The sequence below is a fragment of the Natrinema salifodinae genome (assembly GCF_900110455.1).
Taxonomy (GTDB): domain Archaea; phylum Halobacteriota; class Halobacteria; order Halobacteriales; family Natrialbaceae; genus Natrinema; species Natrinema salifodinae.
The window spans coordinates 777,692-792,339 of the sequence record NZ_FOIS01000004.1 but is presented as its reverse complement, the minus strand read 5'-3'; the positions used below and the strand labels follow the sequence as shown (position 1 = coordinate 792,339).

Genomic DNA, 14,648 nt, shown 5'->3' with positions numbered 1-14,648 from the left:
AACTTCGCCGTAGGATATACTTAAGTGTTTTCGACGCATCAACGAATGACCTTCTTACGCACCCGTCGTGAGCACAATCACGGCACGGCGACGGGGCGGACGATGCAGATACTGCGGAGAAATGGTGTCCGCAGTGTACTTAAAGATACCGACGCAGTCGGTCGATTTGTGGGGATATCTTTATGTCGGATCGTGTGCTGAATTGACACGGAGGCGAAACCATGGTACGAGACGACGGTAAACGGAACTTTGCGCTGCGCGAATCGGGCGGTGACGAATCGAGCGTCTTCTCCGGCAACACGCCTCGTCAGGCGGCCCTCAAGGCGGCCCGGCGGCTCGACCCCGGCTCGAGCGAGGAGGAGGCCGACCGCATCGAACTCCGACTCCGGGAGAAAGGAACGGACAAGGTTCACATCTACGACGGCTGGGCCTGGGAGGAGACGGCGCCCGACGACAAGCCGGACTGGATGCCCAACGAGATCACGGAGGCGAACGTCTCGAAGAAGGGAATCGAACACCTCGACGAGTAACGGTCGTGCCGGCGAGTTTTCCGTTCTGCGGTAGCCAGAGAGGTATCTGTACAATTATAGCTGTTTTCGGATCCGATTTTCAATTTTACTCGCCCGATCTCCGAGGGCGCCACACTATTAAAGGACGTTTAGTGTGATAGGCGTACCGGATATTGTTGGGATCGTCTAGTGAGTACGCTTATATAACATCAAATGCCCACCTTAGACCAGAATATGGCACCATGTGGACACTATATTGCAAGAATAGAGTTCGATTGTGCGTCGAATTCCGAGGGCAGTCGGTTACGTTCGGTCGCGACCAGCGGAGGTGAGATGGTCGCATGATCGACGGGAAGTGGAAAAACCTGGCGCTCGCGACGGTGATGTTCAATCTCGGGTTCGTCATCTGGTTTTCCTTCGCCCCGTTCACGGGCGTGATCGCGGACGAGTTCGGGCTGTCGATGGCACAACTCGGGATCGTCTCGAGTGCGGCCGTCATCGCGGTGCCGCTCGGTCGCATTCTCGTCGGGCCGCTCACCGATAGGTTCGGCGCGCCGGTGACGGCCGGCGGCACGATGATCCTGGTCGGGGGGTTTTCGATCGTCAGCGCCTTCGCACAGACCTACGAGGTGTTCACGGCCTCGCGGATCGTCGCCTCGCTGGCGGGGATCACCTTCGTCATCGGCATCCAGCACGTCTCCGAGTGGTTCGAAGCGGAGGAACTGGGTACGGCGGAGGGAATCTTCGCCGGAATCGGCAACGCCGGCGCCGGCCTCGGGGCGTACTTTACCCTCCCGCGGCTCTTCGGCGAGGGGTACAGCGGCCCGCTGTTCGCGGCCAACTGGCGCGCGGCGTTCTTCTACACCGGCGCCCTCGCCGTCGTCGTCGGCGTTTGCTACTTCGTGTTCGGCGATGCCGCGAAGAGCGACCAAAAGCGCCAGGCGACCAAGGATAGCGTCAGCCTAGACCAGTGGCTCCACATCGCGACTCGCTACGGCGCGGTCGTGCTCTCGGTCGCGTACGTCATGACCTTCGGTCTGGAACTGGCGATGAACGGCTGGCTCGGAACGTACTACCGCGAGGCGTTCGGCCAGAGCGACATCGTGATCGCGGCGACGTTCGCGGCGACGTTCTCGATCGCGGCGGGGTTGCTCCGGCCGATCGGCGGCTACGTTAGCGACCTCGTCGCACGGAAGGAAAAGGACATCCTCCCGTGGTTTCCGGGCCGCTACCGCGAACAGTGGACCTTCGCGACGCTCGTGTTCGTCGTGTGCGCCATGGTCGGCATGACGGCCGCCGGCTTGACCGGCAATATCTACGTCGCCGTCGTCGCCGGCTTCGTCGTCGGCCTGGGCTGTGCGTTCGCCGAGGGCGCGATCTTCGCGCAGGTGCCCGCAATGTTCCCGAACAGTTCGGGCACCGTCGCCGGCGTCGTCGGCGGGATCGGGTCGTCGGGCGGCTCCATCTATCCGCTGATCTTCGCCGCGCCGTTCCTGCCGAACCTCCACGTCGGGTACGCGGTCGTCGCGGTCACCATGATCCCGATCCTGGCGCTGTGTTCCTGGGTCTTCCAGCCTCACGTCGCAGAGCGGGCGGCGGAGGACGGGTTCGTCGCCGCGACCGGTGGCAGCGCTTCCAGAACCCCGACAGACGACTGACATCGGCACCGTCACTGGCACTGCCACCGCGATGATCACCGACCCGTCGCGAAACCCGACGGTCTTTTGACCCGTACCCTGGTATCATCATGCAATGGCTGCAGTCACGCTGGGACCCGAAGGAACCTACTCGCATCGAGCGACGAGCGCGATCGCCGACGACGACGAGATCGACTTCCGGCAGTCGGTGACAGCCATCGTCGACGCCGTCGCCAGCGGCGAGTACGACCGCGGCGTCATTCCCATCGAGAACAGCATCGAGGGCTCCGTCACGGAGAGCCTCGACGCCATCGCCGACTACGACGTCGCGGTCGTCCGGGAGATCGTCACTCCGATTCGGCACGCCCTGCTCGCCCAGGGCCCCGAGTTCGACACCGTCGCCAGCCACTCCCAGGCGCTGGCTCAGTGTCGCACCTACCTCGATCGCGAGTATCCCGACGCGACCCTGGAAGCCGTCGCGAGCACGGCCCAGGGCGTCGAGTTCGCCCGTGACGACCCCTCGGTCGCGGGCATCGGCCACCCGGCGAACGCGAGCGGCGACCTCGAGGTGTTAGCTGAGGACATTCAGGACCAGGACTCGAACGCGACGCGCTTCTTCGCGCTCGCGCCCGCCGAGGAACGTTCGAAGGGCGGCGGCAAGACCTCGCTGGTGGTCTACCCGAATGCCAACTACCCCGGCCTCCTGCTCGAGCTACTGGAACCCTTCGCGGATCGCGACATCAACCTGACCCGCGTCGAGTCGCGGCCGAGCGGCCAGCGGTTGGGCGACTACGTCTTCCACGTCGACTTCGAAGCCGGCCTCTACGAGTCGCGGACGAAGGAGGCGATCGAAGACCTCGAAGCCCTGGCCGAGAACGGTTGGGTCCGGCGGCTCGGCTCGTACGATACCGAACACGTCGTCGAATAACTCGGGGACGATTCGATCCTGTCGAGCGAACGGTCACTCGGCCGTCGCACCGGTCTCGGGACGGAGCCACGCCCGGACTCGGTCGGCGTAGGTGGCCGCGCCGAGCCCCGCGAGGAACGAGAGGAACGAAGGGACGAGAACCCACAGGAGATCGGGATGCTCCGCACCGGTGTGAAGAACGACGTCGGTCATAGTCCGTCTTCGCGCGAGCGGAGTCTTAAGACGCCCGAATCGGGCAGAAATATCCGGGAACGAAGCGGCGAGACGAACGGTGAGGTCCGGGTGCGAGAATCGAACTGCGCGTCTCAGCCCGCACAGGCTGAAGGATCGGCCACTACCCCAACCCGGACACGAGCACACTGCACTCACGGCTACGACGGCATATCTATAATAGCTACTGAGGGTCCACACGCAATGTAAATCGGGAAAGAATACTTGTACCGGCTGGCAGACGGCGAGCGGCGGGCCCGATCGATAGCGACTCGCCGCTTGCGTGCCCGCCGGTCGACACCGGCGCTCGACCACCGCAAACGGTTTTCCGCGCCCCGCGGTACCACGAGTATGCCACTCGCTGCCGGCGACGACGCGCCGACCGTGACCGCACGCAACCAGGCCGGCGAGGAACGCACCCTCGCGTTCGAGGAGCCGACGGTCCTCTACTTCTATCCGCGAGACGACACGCCTGGCTGTACGATCGAGGCCAACCAGTTCCAGCGCGAACTGGAGACCTACCGGGAGGCCGACGTCGGCGTCTACGGCGTTTCGACGGACGACGTCGATTCCCATCGTGACTTCTGCGAGTCTGAGGGACTCGAGTTCGACCTGCTGGCGGACCCCGACGGGGAGATCGCCGACGCGTTCGGTGTTGAGATTCAGGGCGGGGCGGCCCCGCGGACGACGTTCCTGCTGGCCGACGGCGACGTCCAGGCCGTCTACGAGGGCGTCGATCCGGACGGGCACGCGCGCGACGTTCTCATGGACGCGCTCGACGACGGCCTGGTGACGCTGCCCGAGTAAGTGCGCTCTTCTGTCGTCGCACTGCGGGCAGAATTTATCCCCGTTGGGAACCTAGTACGGAGTATGCGACGAAACCCGTTCAACGATATCGAGGAGATGCTCGACCGCGTGAGCCGCCAGGTCGAGGAGGGAATGACCGCCGGCGGGCTCCAGGTCCCGGGCTCGGTGCCGGTCGACGTCGCCGATACGGGCGAGGAGTACGTCGTCACGGCCGACCTGCCGGGCTACGAGACCGACGACATCGATCTGACGCTTTCGGACGGCACGCTGCGCCTCGAAGCCAACCGGACGGGCGAAGCGGAGTACGCCGAGGGCCGGTACCTCCGGCGCGAACGGACCGAGACGTCGGCCAGCCGGCGGATCCGCCTGCCGGAGCCGGTCGACGAGGAGGCGGTCGCCGCCGGCTTCGAGAACGGCGTGTTGACGGTCCGGCTGCCGAAAGTCTCGGGCAGCGACGACTCGAAGCGGATCGACATCGAGTAAGCGATCGCGGGAGCCGCTCGTTCGACGCAGCCAAAGCCCTCCCGCGTCCCGCCGATCAGTTTTGGTACCGAGTTCGGCCGACCAGGCGTTCCTGCGGAGACCGGGTCGAGATCGCGTCGGCCAGGCCGGTCCGCGAGCGCGAGGGACGTCAGTCCTCACCGACGAACCGGGATCGGCCCGGTCACCGCCGGGACCGCAGCCGCGGAATTCGCCCGCGCGAGCGGTGAATCGTCCCGTCGACCGACAGTTGTATGGAAAGGTATAGGGCGGGGACACCCCCATACGTATATAAGCAAATGAGCGACGCGGGATACGACCACGCGACGGTCGAACGGCGCTGGCAAGAGGCGTGGGACGACGCGGACGTCTATCGGACGCCCGACGACGTCGACGATCCGACGTACGTCCTGGGGATGTACCCGTATCCGTCCGGCAAGCTCCACATGGGACACGTCCGCAACTACACGATCACGGACGCGTACGCCCGCTTCCGACGGATGCAGGGCGACGACGTCCTCCATCCGATGGGATGGGACGCCTTCGGCCTTCCCGCGGAAAACGCGGCTAAAGAGCGCGACACGAACCCCCGCGACTGGACGTTCGACTGCATCGAGACGATGCGCGACCAGATGAACGCGATGGGCTTTGGCTACGACTGGGAGCGGGAGGTCACCACCTGCACGCCCGAGTACTACCAGTGGAACCAGTGGCTCTTCGAGCGCTTCTATCAGGAGGACCTGGTCGAACGCCGCGACGCCGAGGTCAACTGGTGTCCCCACTGCGAGACCGTCCTCGCCGACGAGCAGGTCGAGGGCGAGGACGAGCTCTGCTGGCGGTGTGACACGCCCGTCGTGACGCGCGAGCTCGAGCAGTGGTTCCTGCAGATCACCGAGTACGCGGACGAACTGCTCGAAGCGATCGACGACCTGGAGGGGTGGCCCAACTCGGTCCGGCAGATGCAGCGCAACTGGATCGGCCGTCAGTTCGGGAGCGAGGTCGACTTCGATATCGAGGGGCACGGCCCCGTCACGGCCTTTACTACCCGCATCGACACCATCCACGGGGCGACCTTCTTTGCGCTCGCGCCGGACCACCCGATCAGCGAGGAGCTGGCCGAGGAGAACGACGACGTTCGGCGCTTCATCGAAGAGGAGGCCGACCCCGACGGCGACGAGCCCAACGGCGTCGAGACCGGGCTGACCGCGACCAATCCCGTTACCGGCGACGAGATCCCGATCTACGTCGCGGACTTCGTCCTCTCGGACGTCGGGACGGGCGCGCTGATGGCCGTTCCCGGCCACGACGAGCGCGACCACGCCTTCGCGGAGAAACACGACCTGGACATCGTCCCCGTCATCGCACCCGAACCCGAGGGCGACGAGGAGCCCGAGGCGCCCGACGTCGAGGAAGCGGCGTTCACCGAGGACGGCGTCCTGATCAACTCCGGCGACTACGATGGCCTCGACAGCGAGACCGCTCGCAAGCGGCTGACCGAGGACATCGAGAGCGCCGAGGAGACGACTCAGTACCAGCTGCGCGACTGGGGTATCTCCCGCCAGCGCTACTGGGGGACGCCGATTCCGGTCGTCCACTGCGACGACTGCGGCCCCGTGCTGGTTCCTGAAGAGGACCTGCCGGTCGAGCTGCCCGAGTTCATCAACACGACCGGGAATCCGCTGGACGCCGCCGAGGAGTGGAAGCAGACCACGTGTCCCGACTGCGGTGGTCCGGCGACCCGCGAGACCGACACGATGGACACCTTCGTCGACTCCTCGTGGTACTTCCTGCGGTACGTCTCGCCCGGCCTCGAAGACGCACCCTTCGACCGCGACCAGGCCAACGACTGGATGCCCGTCGACCAGTACGTCGGCGGCATCGAACACGCCGTGATGCACCTGCTGTACTCGCGGTTCTTCACGAAGGTGCTGGCCGACCACGAGGGGCTGGAACACCGCGAGCCGTTCACGAACCTGCTGGCCCAGGGGATGGTCCAGCTGGAGGGCGAGAAGATGTCCAAGTCGAAGGGCAACGTCGTCTCGCCCCAGCGGATCGTCGAGGAGTACGGCGCCGACACCGCCCGCCTGTTCATGATGCAGGCCGCCCAACCCGAGCGCGACTTCGACTGGAGCGAAGAGGGCGTCCGATCGACCTACGCCTTCCTCACCCGGCTGCAGGGGATGGTCGAGGAGTTCGTCGCCGATCGACCCGATGGCGACGACGACGCGATCGCGAGCTACGTCGACGCCGAAATCGACGCCACGATCGCCATCGCCACCGACGAGTACGACGACCTGACGTTCAACAAGGCCCTGCGCGAGACCCAGGATCTGACGCGAACGCTGCGCCAGTACGCCGACTACACCGAGCCCCACGCCGAAACGTACGAGCGCGGGCTGTCGGCCGTCGTCCGCCTGCTCTCGCCGGTCGCACCCCACCTGGCCGAGGAGCTGTACGCGGAACTGGGCAACGACGGGTTCGTCGCCGACGCCCCGTGGCCGACCGCCGAGATCGACCGCGACCGCGTCGCCAATCGACGGCGCCTGGTCGAGAACACGCGCGAGGACATCCGCGACATCGTCGAGGTGGCCGGCATCGAGGACCCGCAGGCGATCGACGTCGTCATCGCGCCCGAGTGGAAGTACGACGCCTTAGAGATCGCGATCGAGAGCGACGCCGACAACCTGATCGGCGAGCTCATGCAGGAATCGCACATCCGCGAACAGGGTGACGCCGCCGCCGACTACGGCCAGGACCTCCAGGCCGAACGGGAGGCGCTCTCGATGACGCTGGCCCCCGAGGCGGAGCACGCGGCCCTCGAGTCGGCCGCCTGGCTGATCGAACGCGAGTTCGAGGCGCCGGTGACCGTCGTCCGGGCCGACGAAGCCGACGACGACGTGCTCGCGAACGCCGAGCCCGGCCGGCCGGCGATCGAGATCGACGACTGACGCCGCGATCCGAGCCGCTCTCGGTCCCGCGGCTCGACGAGCGAAACCGACCGCTGTTTTCCCGTCGACACGGGACGAAAAACGGATTCGAAGCGGGGTTGCGCCATCGGTCCCGAAGCTGTTGCTCGTAAACGAAATTTTAGTTCATTCGACACTATTGCGAGAGAAATGATATTCGGTCGTCAACGGCTGGCGATGGAATTGTGACACGATCGTAACTGACACACTATCGAGAAAATCAAGCTAATCGATACATTCAATTGGTGTGGGTGAGCAGTAGTCGAGAAGGCACCGAGCAGCGTCGCGCTGCTCGAACCACGCATGTGACAATATGGCACTTGAGGACTATATCCCTGATCGGCTCAGAGAAACGTACAGCGTAAAGATCGGACTGCTCTTCCTGGTGGTCGCCGTGATGTCGATTCTCGTCACCGGGCTCTTCTTCGGCCACGTCACCGGTTCCGTCGGCCCGGAAGCCGAGGGCCACTTCAGCGACCGGACCGACGACCGCAGCGACGTCGCCGGCGCCTGGCTCGAGACCAATGCCGAAACGGCGTCCGGCCTGGCGACGGACGCGGTCGTCCAGGAGGGGGAGTCGGGCGCGGTTGGCGAGCGACTCGCGGCGGTGCAGTCGGCGCGATCGGATCGGGTCGCGGAAATACACTATCTCGACGGCGACGGGAGCGTCCTCGCAAGTAGCGACGACGCGGCCGTCGGCGAGAATTTCTTCGCGACGGCCGGAATCGAGGGTGCGACGGACGGGCCGAGCAGTCCCCATCAGGGGCTGACGACCGACGACTCGGTCCTCTCGTTCGTCGCCGACGTCGACGGCGAGCAGCGGTACGTGGCCGTTTCGGCTCCCGTCGACGCGTTCGCGTCGATCCTCGAAACCGGCGGGGACGGAGACGGGAGCGCCCGGACGGTCGTCACCGACGCCGACGGCGAGCCGATCGCGGCGGTCGGCCACGAGGCGTCGGTCGGCGACGACGCGGTGCTCGCCGCGATCCCGACGGCGGGAGACGGCGTCGCGACCGGCGTCCCCGAGGGCACCGACACGGAGTTCGCGGCGACGGCGGCGACGATCGACGCCGGCGGCGAGCCGCTGACGGTCACGACCTACGACACCGCGACGGCCGTCTACGGCCCGCAGCTGACCGCGACGTCGTCGCTGCTCGCCCTGCTCATGGTCTTCGTTCTCCATCTCGGTCTCGTCGGCGTCGTCATGGGCGGAAACGTCTCGCTGAACCTCCGGCAACTCGGGAACAAGGCCGAGCGGATGGGGAACGGCGACCTCGCCGTCGACTTCGAGACCAACCGGGTCGACGAGGTCGGCGTCCTCTACGGCTCGTTCGCCTCGATGCGGGACTCCTTGCGGGAGACGCTCACCGATCTCGAGAGTCAGCGCGAACGCGCCCGTGAGGCCCAACAGCGGACCGAACGGCGCAACCACGAACTCGAGACCGAGGCCGAGCGCTACAGCGAGGTCATGGCGGCGTGTGCCGACGGCGACCTCGAACAGCGACTCGAGCCCAAGACCGACCACGACGCGATGGTGTCGATCGCCGAGGCGTTCAACGAGATGATCGCCGACCTCGAGGACGCGATCGCGCAGGTCACGGAGATCTCGGCGGACGTCGCTCAGACGAGCACCGAGGTCCAGAGTAGTTCCGACGAGATCCGGCGGGCGAGCCAGGAGGTCAGCACGTCGGTCCAGGAGATCTCGGACGGCTCCGCGAGCCAGGCCGAGGACCTGTCGATGGCGACGACCGAGGTCAAGGAGATGTCCGCGACAGTCGAGGAGGTCGCCGCCGCGACGAGTACCATCGCCGAACAGTCCAGCGCAGTCGACGAACTGGCCACGGACGGCCAGCGGGCGGCCGCCGAGACGACCGCGGAGATGCACGCGGCCAGCGAGCGAACGGAAGCCGTCGCGGAGACGGTCCGCTCGCTCGACGACGAGGCCGAACAGATCCAGCAAGTCGTCGAACTCATCGACGAGATCGCCGCCCAGACCAACATGCTCGCGTTGAACGCGGCCATCGAGTCCGCCCGGTCCGAAAGCGCCTCGAGCGAGAGCGGCGGCTTTCAGGCCGTCGCCGACGAGGTCAAGGAACTCGCCGAACAGACGCAGGCGGCAGTCGAGGACATCGAACGCATGATCGAATCGATACAAGGGCGGGCGGCGACGAGCGCAGTACAGATCGAGGAAGCCGAGACGACTATCGGCACCGCTACCGAGCAGGTCGACGATCTCTCGGCGAAGCTCGATCGGATCGCAACCGAAATCGAACAGGTCGCCGCCGGCGTCGAGGAGATCGACCAGGCGACCGACGAGCAGGCCGACTCCGCCGAGGAACTGGCGACGATCGTCCAGGACGTCGCCAGCGTCGCCGACGAGACGACCTCGCAGGCCCAGCAGGTGGCGGCGGCCGCCGAGGAGACAACCGCGACGATCAGCGACGTCTCGGCCGAGGCGACGCGGCTCGACGAGCGGGCGGCGGACCTGGCCGACGCGGTCGACGAATTCTCCGTCTCGACGGGAACCGAACCGGAGGCGGATCCAGCCGCCGCTCCCGCGGGGACGGACCAAGGAGGTGAGAGCCGATGATCCCCGAACTCCAGCTCTACCGGATCGCCTTCTACGTGATGACGGCCGCAATCGTCGGCTTCCTCGGGTGGATCGCGCTGCTACCCTCGGGGAAGCGGCGGTACTACCTCCCGGTCCCGATCATCTGCGGGACGCTCGCGCTCTCGAACCTCGGGATGTCGCTCGAACTGTTCCGGATCACGACCGCGAGCGGCCAGCCGATCCCGATGACCAGGTACATCGACTACCTGGTCGCGACGATCATCATGGTCGTCGTCGCCGGGTGGATCGCCGGAGCCAGCCGGCGGACGCTGGTCGCGACGGCCGTTCTGGTCGCGGCGTGGGTCGGCTCGACGGCTGCGCGCTATCTCCTCGAACCGCCGCTGAACGCGGCGGCTGGCCTCGTCACGATCGGATCCCTCGCTGCGCTCGTCTACCTGATCGTCTGGCCGCTCACGAGACGCTCCAGCGAACAGAGCGGCGAACGGGTCCTCCTCTACGGAAAGCTCCGGAACCTACTGGTGCTGCTGTGGGTGTTCTACCTGGTCATCGGCTTCGTCTCCCGTCAGGGACTGGGGCTGCTCGACGCCTTCAGCGGGATCTTCTTCGCGGCCTATCTCGATGCCCTCACCCGGATCGGGTTCGGGATTCTCGTGTTGCGCGCGACCGACGCCATGGACCAGGTGATCGACGGCAGCGGATCGACCGACGCGGGCGACGACGGGTCGGGCGGCGTCACCCTCGAGACGGGCTCCGAACCGGGTATCGATCCGGCCGACTGACGACCGCTTCCGGGCCCGTGATTTCACGGGTTTGATTCCCACTCCGCGGATCCGCGATTCGCGCTCTTTTTCGAGACTCCAACGAGGGCTGAACCGCCATCGGACCTAACAGCTGCCTATCCATTTTATACGCCGGTCCGTCGTACGGGTTCGACAGCACCTGTTGGTTCGAGGATGATCGAACAACGCACGGATCCCTTCCGATGGACGTTCGCAGACGGGTCGTCGCCGAAAGCACCTCACGTCGCCTCGATGACGTGGCGGGACGGGCTGTTCGTTCACTGGCCGGTCGATCCCGACGAGCTCCGGCCCCACGTGCCGAGTCAGCTGACCCTCGAGACGCGAGACGGCCGCGCCTGGCTGAGCGTGGTCCCGTTCGTGCTCACGAACGTCGGGCTCCGGGGGACGCCGTCGATCGCGCGCCTGGCCTTCGCCGAACTCAACGTGCGGACGTACGTCAGGTATCGGGGCGACCCCGGCCTGTTCTTCTTCAGCATCGACGTCGGGAGTCCGCTAATCGCCGCGGCGGTCGGGCGGACGACGCGATTACCCGTCTATCGCGCGCGGATGCGCGTGGGCGCGACAGAAAACGATCATGTCGCCTTCGCCAGCGAGCGCACGGCGTCGAAGACTGAAGGCGGCGCTCCCGCCCGGTTCGCCGCGACCTACCGACCGGATGGGGAGGTTTTCACCGCGGAGCCGGACTCCCTCGACTACTGGCTCACGGCGCGGCGCCGGTTCTACGCGCCGGAGTCGGACGGCATCCTGTCCGGTGAGATCTCCCACGACCCGTGGCCGCTCCAGCCCGCGGCCGTGACGATCGGCGAAAACACGATGTTCGAAGCGGCTAATCTTCCGCAACCGACGAGCGAGTGCATCGCTCACTACTGCAAAGAGCTCGATATGACGGGATCGATCCCCCGTCGACTCGGGTAACGTGAAACTCGATATCTCGTCACGAGGTAGCGGACCACAATTATAGTCAGTCGGAAAGGTAGATAATATAATTTGATTACATATCTGAGCGAGGATCGGTGGGTTTGTTAACTATGGTCTGAAACAATCTTCAATAGCAAATAGCAATGTCGACGACACACACAGGAGCGACCGGTAATGGACGGAATCCGTTCGTTTACGTCGTCGCGGCCCTGGCCGCGCTCAACGGGCTACTGTTCGGATTCGACACCGGCGTCATCTCTGGCGCGATGTTGTACATTCGAAACACGTTCGACCTAACGACGCTGTTCGGCGTCTCGTTCAGCGCGTCGTTCATCGAAGGGATCATCGTCAGCGGGGCGATGGTCGGCGCGATCATCGGTGCAGCCGTCGGCGGTCGGATCGCTGACCGCCTCGGTCGGCGGCGGCTCATCCTCGTTGGGGCCGTCATCTTCTTCGTGGGCTCGCTCATCATGGCGATCGCCCCGACCGCCGAGGTGCTGATCATCGGTCGGATCATCGACGGCATCGGGGTCGGCTTCGCCTCCGTCGTCGGCCCGCTGTACATCTCCGAGATCGCACCGCCGAAGATCCGCGGCTCGCTGGTCTCGCTGAACCAACTGACGATCACCAGCGGCATCCTCATCGCGTATCTCGTCAACTACGCGTTCTCCGCCGGCGGCGAGTGGCGCTGGATGCTCGGCCTCGGCATGGTCCCCGCGGCCGTCCTCTTCGTCGGTATGCTCTTCATGCCCGCGAGCCCCCGCTGGCTCTACGAGCAGGGCCGCGAAACCGACGCCCGCGAAGTGCTGTCCAAGACCCGCGTCGAGAGCCAGATCGACGCCGAACTGCAGGAGATCAAAGAGACGATCCACACCGAATCCGGCACCCTCAGCGACCTGCTTCAGCCGTGGGTGCGACCGATGCTGGTCGTCGGGGTCGGCCTGGCGGCCTTCCAGCAGGTGACCGGCATCAACACGGTCATGTACTACGCGCCGACGATCCTCGAGTCGACCGGCTTCGGCGACAGCGCGTCGATCCTCGCGACCGTCGGCATCGGTGCCGTCAACGTCGCCATGACCGTCGTCGCGGTCCTGCTGATCGACCGCACCGGCCGCCGCCCGCTGTTGCTCTCGGGCCTGGCCGGCATGACCGTCATGCTGGCGATCCTCGGGATCGTGTTCTACCTGCCCGGCCTCTCCGGCACCATCGGCTGGGTTGCGACCGGGAGCCTAATGTTGTACGTGGCCAGCTTCGCGATCGGTCTCGGCCCGGTCTTCTGGCTGATGATCTCCGAGATCTACCCGATGGAAGTTCGGGGGACGGCGATGGGCGTCGTCACGGTCATCAACTGGGCCGGCAACTTGATCGTCTCGCTGACCTTCCTCGGCCTGGTCGACACGCTCGGGCAGTCCGGCACGTTCTGGCTGTACGGCCTGCTCTCCCTGTTCGCGCTGGGCTTCTGTTACCAGCTCGTCCCCGAGACGAAAGGACGGTCGCTCGAGGAGATCGAGGCCGATCTCCGCGAGACGGCGGTCGGTCGCGATGCCGGCGGCGACCAGGCTGGAACCGCGAAGTCTGACGACTGACACCGCAGTCTACCGATTGCGGTCCGCGATCACGCTGCTTTTTCGCCGAAGATAGCGGGGAGAGACGGTGCGCCGTCGCGAGCGGAACGGAGACGACGACGCGAGGACGGCCGGGCGGCTACTGATCGGTGTCGATCATTCCGAACTCGTAGCCGTCGCCGTCCGCACTGGCGTTCTCGTAGACTACGCGGGCGGCCGCGACGTCCTGGATCGCGAGCCCGGTCGAGTCGAAGACCGTGATCCCGGTATCGTCGGTCCGGCCTGCCTTCGCACCGACGACGAGTTCGCCGATCTCGCCGTAGATGTCCGCGTCGGTCAGGGTTCCCTCACCGTACGGGACGTTGATCTCGCCCGAGTGGGTACACTGCTCGTGGTCGTCGATGACGATCCGAGCCGCCTCCAGAAGTTCGTCGGTCAGTTCGTGTTTCCCCTCGGCGTCGGCACCGATGGCGTTGACGTGCGTGTGCTCGCCGACGTCGTCTAGCCCCACGATCGGGTCCTCGACCGGCGTCACCGTCGACAGAACGTCGCAGCTACCGGCCTCGGCGATCGATCCGGCGCGAACCTCGAACCGGTCCTCGTAGGTCTCGACGAACCGTTGGACGCGGTCCTCGTCGGGATCCGAGACGACGACCTTCTCGATCGGGCGGACCTCGCTGATCGCCTCGAGTTGCGTGTACGACTGGACGCCGGCTCCGACCAGGCCGAGGCTCGAGGCGCCCTCGACGGCCAGCTGGTCGGTGGCGACGGCGGCCGCGGCGCCGGTCCGTTTCATCGTGAGCGTCGTCCCGTCCATGATCGCGAGCGGAAACGCGGTCTCGGGATCGGAGTAGATCATCGTCCCCAGGACCGTCGGCAGGTCGTGGTCCGCGGGGTTGTCCGGGTGGACGTTGACCCACTTCACGCCGGCCGCGTCCCACTCGCCCGTGTCGAGGTAGGCGGGCATCGACCGGAAGTCCCCGTTGTACCGGGGCAGGTCGATGTAGGACTTCGCGGGCATCTGCGTGTCGCCGCGCTCGAAGGCCCCGAACGCCCCCTCGACCGCGTCGATGACGTCGGCCAGGCGCGCGTGGTCGTCGACCGCGTCGCTGTCCAGTAGAAGCGTGTTCATGACGGCAGATTTTGCGAGCGGCCACTTAAGTCGTACTACCCGTTACGGTGCGGGAGACTCCCAAGCAGGTCGAAATCGGCGTCGGCGGACGGCGGACTGCGGGAGTGCGATCGAAGCGCGAAAA

The 14,648-nt window shown here is 65.8% G+C and carries 12 protein-coding genes; 10 read left to right on the top strand and 2 right to left on the bottom strand.

Annotated elements, in window-relative coordinates; translation table 11 throughout:
* Window positions 1–221: 221 nt before the first annotated feature.
* From BMY29_RS18135 to pheA, 3 genes are all read left to right on the top strand, one after another.
* Window positions 222–530: a non-histone chromosomal MC1 family protein gene (locus tag BMY29_RS18135; protein ID WP_049991516.1), complete on the top strand. Its 309-nt coding sequence runs from the start codon at window positions 222–224 to the stop codon at window positions 528–530.
* Between the two features lie 320 nt (window positions 531–850).
* Window positions 851–2,167: an MFS transporter gene (locus BMY29_RS18130; protein ID WP_049991517.1), complete on the top strand. Its 1,317-nt coding sequence runs from the start codon at window positions 851–853 to the stop codon at window positions 2,165–2,167.
* A 94-nt stretch (window positions 2,168–2,261) separates the two neighbouring features.
* Window positions 2,262–3,074: a prephenate dehydratase gene (gene pheA / locus BMY29_RS18125; protein WP_049991518.1), complete on the top strand. Its 813-nt coding sequence runs from the start codon at window positions 2,262–2,264 to the stop codon at window positions 3,072–3,074.
* Between the two features lie 33 nt (window positions 3,075–3,107).
* Here pheA and BMY29_RS21255 read toward each other — a convergent pair whose 3' ends face one another.
* Window positions 3,108–3,266: a hypothetical protein gene (locus BMY29_RS21255; RefSeq protein WP_173424939.1), complete on the bottom strand. Its 159-nt coding sequence runs from the start codon at window positions 3,264–3,266 to the stop codon at window positions 3,108–3,110.
* Window positions 3,267–3,635: 369 nt separating this feature from the next.
* Here BMY29_RS21255 and BMY29_RS18120 point away from each other — a divergent pair, with 369 nt between their 5' ends.
* The 7 genes from BMY29_RS18120 to BMY29_RS18090 all read left to right on the top strand — a co-directional run bounded on the left by BMY29_RS18120 (window position 3,636) and on the right by BMY29_RS18090 (window position 13,413).
* Window positions 3,636–4,091, top strand: coding sequence for a peroxiredoxin (locus BMY29_RS18120; protein WP_049991519.1), 456 nt, complete (start codon window positions 3,636–3,638; stop codon window positions 4,089–4,091).
* A gap of 63 nt (window positions 4,092–4,154) precedes the next feature.
* Complete coding sequence (locus tag BMY29_RS18115; RefSeq protein WP_049991520.1) at window positions 4,155–4,574, top strand: Hsp20/alpha crystallin family protein; 420 nt, start codon at window positions 4,155–4,157, stop codon at window positions 4,572–4,574.
* 296 nt (window positions 4,575–4,870) lie between these two features.
* Window positions 4,871–7,519 (top strand): leucine--tRNA ligase, encoded by a 2,649-nt coding sequence (gene leuS / locus BMY29_RS18110; RefSeq protein ID WP_049991521.1) that lies wholly within the window; start codon window positions 4,871–4,873, stop codon window positions 7,517–7,519.
* Window positions 7,520–7,850: 331 nt separating this feature from the next.
* Complete coding sequence (locus BMY29_RS18105) at window positions 7,851–10,127, top strand: methyl-accepting chemotaxis protein (RefSeq protein WP_049991522.1); 2,277 nt, start codon at window positions 7,851–7,853, stop codon at window positions 10,125–10,127.
* Complete coding sequence (locus BMY29_RS18100; protein WP_049991523.1) at window positions 10,124–10,888, top strand: bacteriorhodopsin; 765 nt, start codon at window positions 10,124–10,126, stop codon at window positions 10,886–10,888. The genes BMY29_RS18105 and BMY29_RS18100 overlap by 4 nt, the downstream gene beginning before the upstream one ends.
* A gap of 174 nt (window positions 10,889–11,062) precedes the next feature.
* Complete coding sequence (locus BMY29_RS18095) at window positions 11,063–11,824, top strand: YqjF family protein (RefSeq protein WP_049991524.1); 762 nt, start codon at window positions 11,063–11,065, stop codon at window positions 11,822–11,824.
* 146 nt (window positions 11,825–11,970) lie between these two features.
* Window positions 11,971–13,413 (top strand): sugar porter family MFS transporter, encoded by a 1,443-nt coding sequence (locus BMY29_RS18090; protein WP_081985502.1) that lies wholly within the window; start codon window positions 11,971–11,973, stop codon window positions 13,411–13,413.
* Window positions 13,414–13,531: 118 nt separating this feature from the next.
* On the opposite strand, the gene BMY29_RS18085 is transcribed toward BMY29_RS18090, so the two are convergent.
* Window positions 13,532–14,524 carry an ornithine cyclodeaminase family protein gene (locus BMY29_RS18085; protein WP_049991526.1) on the bottom strand — a complete coding sequence of 331 codons (993 nt, stop codon included), beginning with the start codon at window positions 14,522–14,524 and terminating at the stop codon, window positions 13,532–13,534.
* Window positions 14,525–14,648: the final 124 nt, after the last annotated feature.